We start from the raw sequence: 3,804 nt of genomic DNA, 5'->3' as shown, positions 1-3,804 counted from the left end.
GTGTTCGATTTCAGAACTGGAAATACAGGAAGCGCGTTTCCTTGTGTAGATTCGCGAGACAGAGGAAGAACAGCGCGAGCACCACGGCCAGCCACGGTGCGTTCGGACGCCAGCGCATCCACGCGAGCGCCGTTTCCTGCGCCTTGAAGAGCGCGGGCGAATGGCGCCCGAGGATCTGGTGCGCGTTGGGCGTGAACCATGCGATGCCGAGCAGCGCGAGCACGTACACGAGTTGCAGATGTGTGCCGACGATCAGACGCCAGGCATCGCCGGGCGCCATCTTCAGCGCATAGGGGAGCGTGCCGAACGACTCGAAGCCGCGCAGGCCCATCATGCCTTCGACGAGATGAACGGCATCGGCCACGCCGTGCGCACGGAAAAAGGCCTGTGCAACGAGGACCGCGATAAACGTGACGGCGACACTCGCGACGTTGCCCGCGCGGGTGTTCCTTCGGCTCGCGACGGGTTTGCGCCCGACGACGAAAATGCGCCACGCGTGATTGATCGACAAGTACGCCGCATGGAGCAGACCGAACACGAGGTATTGGAAACCCGAGCCGTGCCAAATGCCGGCGAGGCCCATCGTGAAGACAGTCGGCGCCATGATGGTCGCGGCAAACCCGCCCGGCGTGCGTGCGGCAACTGAGCCGGCCGTCAGGCCGCGCTTTTCGCGCATGCGCGAGATCGCCATCGCGACAGGGTAATAAAGGTACGCCGTCAGATAGCGCGTGAGGGTAATGTGCCAGCGCGCCCAGAAATCGATGATGTTGCTCGCCTTGTACGGCGAATTGAAGTTCAGCGGAAAACGGATGCCGAACATCTTCGCGAGGCCGAGCGCCATGTCCGAATAGCCCGAGAAATCGAAGTAGAGCTGCAAGGCATAGGCGATGCTCGTGCCCCACGCGGCCCAGAACTGCAGGTCGCCGGGCGCGGCGAAACCGGCATCGGCGTAGGCTGCGATCGCATCGGCCAGCAAGACCTTCTTGGCGAGACCGATGACGAACAGCATCGTGCCGATCGAAAGATTTTCCGGGCGAAATCTGAAGTTTTCCTGCTTCGCGAACTGCGGCATCATTTCCTTGTGATGCAGGATCGGACCGGCAATGAGGTGCGGGAAGAACGTCACGAACAGTACATAGTTCAGCAGACGGCGCTCCTTCGCGATGCCGGCGCGGCAATCGAGCAGGTAGCCGATCTGCGTGAATGTGAAGAACGAGATGCCGAGCGGCAGGACAAGCGGATCCATCATGCCGTGGGTGATGCCGAGCTCGCTCATGAAATTGAAGAGCGTGGCGAAATACTTGTAATGGACGAGTGCGGCGAGATCGGCCAACACGCCGGCAGCGACGATCGCGCTCTGCAGACGCGGCCGGCCCGCGCAACGGAGCATCCATTGGCTAATCCCGTAGTTGAACGCGATCGACGCGGCGAGCAGCGCGACGAATTGCGGATTCCACCACCCGTAGAACACGAACGACGTGATGCACAGCCACACGGCGGCGAGCCGCAGGCTGACGGCGCCGGCGAGATAGTGTCCCGCCAGCGCGATCGGCAGAAACAGCAGCAGAAACAGCCAGGAATTGAACAGCATGGCGATCGGTCTCAGGCAGAAGGGGCAAGCGCTCGCGCCGCCGATGCAGCGGCCGGGGGCGGCCGGGGAACGTCTTGGCTTGCAGGCAAGCGCTCGAGCACGGCTTGCTCGTCGCCGGTGAGCGGCAGCGACAACGCGTTCTCCGAGAACTCCCAGATCACGAGCTTGAGCGACTTCGGCCACGTATCGCGCTGCCGGAACGCTGCGACGAGCGCACCGCTGAATTGGCCGCCGTCCATGCTGAGGTTCCACACTTCGCGGCCGAGCCCAATGCCGAGCCAGGGCGCGAAGTTGCTGCGCCGGCCGTTCGAGCTGCCGGCGAGCAGCACCTCGACGGGGGGCGTGTCGTCCAGCAGACCACCCGCACGCACGGGGTCGATCACCTGCGGTTGCACGCGCTCGAGATCCGGGCGCCAGCCCTGCGGCGCGCGCTGCAATCCCGAGAGCACGAGCAGATCGCCGATTCGAACTGCAGGCGCGCCGGGCGTGCCGATCATGAAATCCTGCGTGCCTTTTTGGTTGCCGAGCAAGGGCAACGCGGCCTGCGCCACGGCCGTGGCCGCCGCGCGGGCACCATCAGCATTCATGTGCACGTCGGTGCGAAAGAACATCGGCGTGGCATGGCCTTCAAGGGTCGGGCGCAAATCGACGAACCGCACGCCATCTGCACGCAGCGCATCCTGCCATCGGTCGAGCCGCTGCCGCATCGCCGTCGACACTTCCTGACCGCACAGATGCGCGGCCTCGATACGCGACTTATCCGGCACCGCCACGACAAGCACATTGATATGTTGCCTACGCAATTCGCCGGTCCAATAGCGCATCAAACGCAAACGCGCCTGGAACACCGAATCGCCCACGCCCGGCTGCGGACGAAGGCCATCGCGATAGAACATCCACTGCGGGCAGCCGAGCACCGTTTGGTCGCCGAGATCGCCAAGCAAGCGATAGTGCGCGGCGGCATTCGCCGTCTCGATGGTGTCCTGTTCGGGCACATGCAGCGACTTGCCAAGTGCCTTGCCGGCCGAACCGTCGAGCCATGCATCGAGGCGCAGCGCCTGCCCATCGATCCGCGCATGCGCGAGCGACCACAGCGCCCAGCTGAAGCCGGCGATCAGCAATAGCGCCCACACGAGTGCGGCGAGGCGGTGCTCGGACGCGTGATCGTGATTCGGTGTCGTCACTCCGTCAGTTCCCCAGTGCGGTCTTCAGACGCGAGAGCCAGGTATCGGTCGACATGATCGACGCGTTGTCCCACAGCCCCGAGGCATCCGGTCCTTGAGAATAGGTCGGCTCGAACATCTGCCACACGAGCACCTGTGGCTTGTGCGCCTTGAATTCGGGCGATTCGACGTACTCCAGCAACATGATCCATTGGCCGACGTTGCCCGGCTTCCAGTTCACCGAGACGGGGCGATCGATCAGGTTCGAGAGCTTCTGCGGGAAGCCGAAGTAGGGCTGCACCATGCTGTGGCCCGTTATGTGCACGGGTGCCGGCGCATCGTCGATCAAGCTCTGGCCTTCGGCCTGGCGGCGCACCGAATACACTTCGCGGCCGACTTGCTGCTTCTCGTCGGGCGTGAGGAACAGTTCGGCCAGATCACCATAGCGGCGTTCGTTGAACATGCTGCCAAGCGGCATGCCCGTGCCCGCTTGGCCGTCGAGCTTCGGCACGTCGTGCGCGAGCATCTGCGCGGCAGCCTCGGCCGTGGCGTCGGCGGCCGCCTGCGTCCAGTGCTGATCGGTGCGGTAGAACACGTTCTCGCCTGCATCGCGCAGCCTGCGCAGCACGGCTTCGTCGTCGAACGTCGAGATGCCGGCTTGTTTGAGCTTGCCGAGAATCGTGGCGTAACGCCCCTTCACATCGGCGCTCAGTGTGCGCCCGCCGGGTAGCTTGTCCTGATAGAAACGGGTCTTGTCGGGCAGCAGCAGGACGTCGAGTTTGATACCGTGCGCGGCAAAGAGGTCCCGCGCCTGCACGATGAGACGCGTGTCGTTGTCAATGCCGCGCGTGTCGACGGTCGTCAGGCTGCCCCAGCCCGGGAAGAGCCAGCCGTCCTTGCCCTTGATGATGATCGACGAGGCGTCCTGCGCCTGCGCACTGGCGCTCGCGCTGGTGAGCGCGGCGATGGCGCCGGTTGCGGCAACCACACCCAACGTCGCAGCGCAGAGCGCGACGCCTTGGGCGATGCGGCGCATCGTCCGCGTCATCG

At 64.3% G+C, this 3,804-nt stretch carries 3 protein-coding genes; all 3 read right to left on the bottom strand.

Annotated elements, in window-relative coordinates; genetic code table 11:
* Positions 1–10: 10 nt before the first annotated feature.
* From ACTHL0_RS00995 to ACTHL0_RS00985, 3 genes are read right to left on the bottom strand one after another with little or no spacing between them, the layout of a single operon-like run.
* Complete coding sequence (locus ACTHL0_RS00995) at positions 11–1,591, bottom strand: MBOAT family O-acyltransferase (protein WP_440564694.1); 1,581 nt, start codon at positions 1,589–1,591, stop codon at positions 11–13.
* A gap of 11 nt (positions 1,592–1,602) precedes the next feature.
* Positions 1,603–2,775, bottom strand: coding sequence for an alginate O-acetyltransferase AlgX-related protein (locus ACTHL0_RS00990; protein WP_440564693.1), 1,173 nt, complete (start codon positions 2,773–2,775; stop codon positions 1,603–1,605).
* A gap of 4 nt (positions 2,776–2,779) precedes the next feature.
* Positions 2,780–3,802: an alginate O-acetyltransferase AlgX-related protein gene (locus ACTHL0_RS00985; RefSeq protein ID WP_440564692.1), complete on the bottom strand. Its 1,023-nt coding sequence runs from the start codon at positions 3,800–3,802 to the stop codon at positions 2,780–2,782.
* Between the last annotated feature and the right edge of the window lie 2 nt (positions 3,803–3,804).

The sequence above is a fragment of the Trinickia sp. genome (genome assembly GCF_051961175.1).
Taxonomy (GTDB): Bacteria; Pseudomonadota; Gammaproteobacteria; order Burkholderiales; family Burkholderiaceae; genus Trinickia.
This window is presented reverse-complemented; position numbering and strand designations above follow the sequence as displayed.

Bases quoted from the DNA above. Each gene is read 5' to 3' on its own strand.
- ACTHL0_RS00995 (WP_440564694.1), bottom strand. From the start codon at position 1,591: ATGCTGTTCAATTCCTGGCTGTTTCTGCTGCTGTTTCTGCCGATCGCG.
- ACTHL0_RS00985 (WP_440564692.1), bottom strand. From the start codon at position 3,802: ATGACGCGGACGATGCGCCGCATCGCCCAAGGCGTCGCGCTCTGCGCT.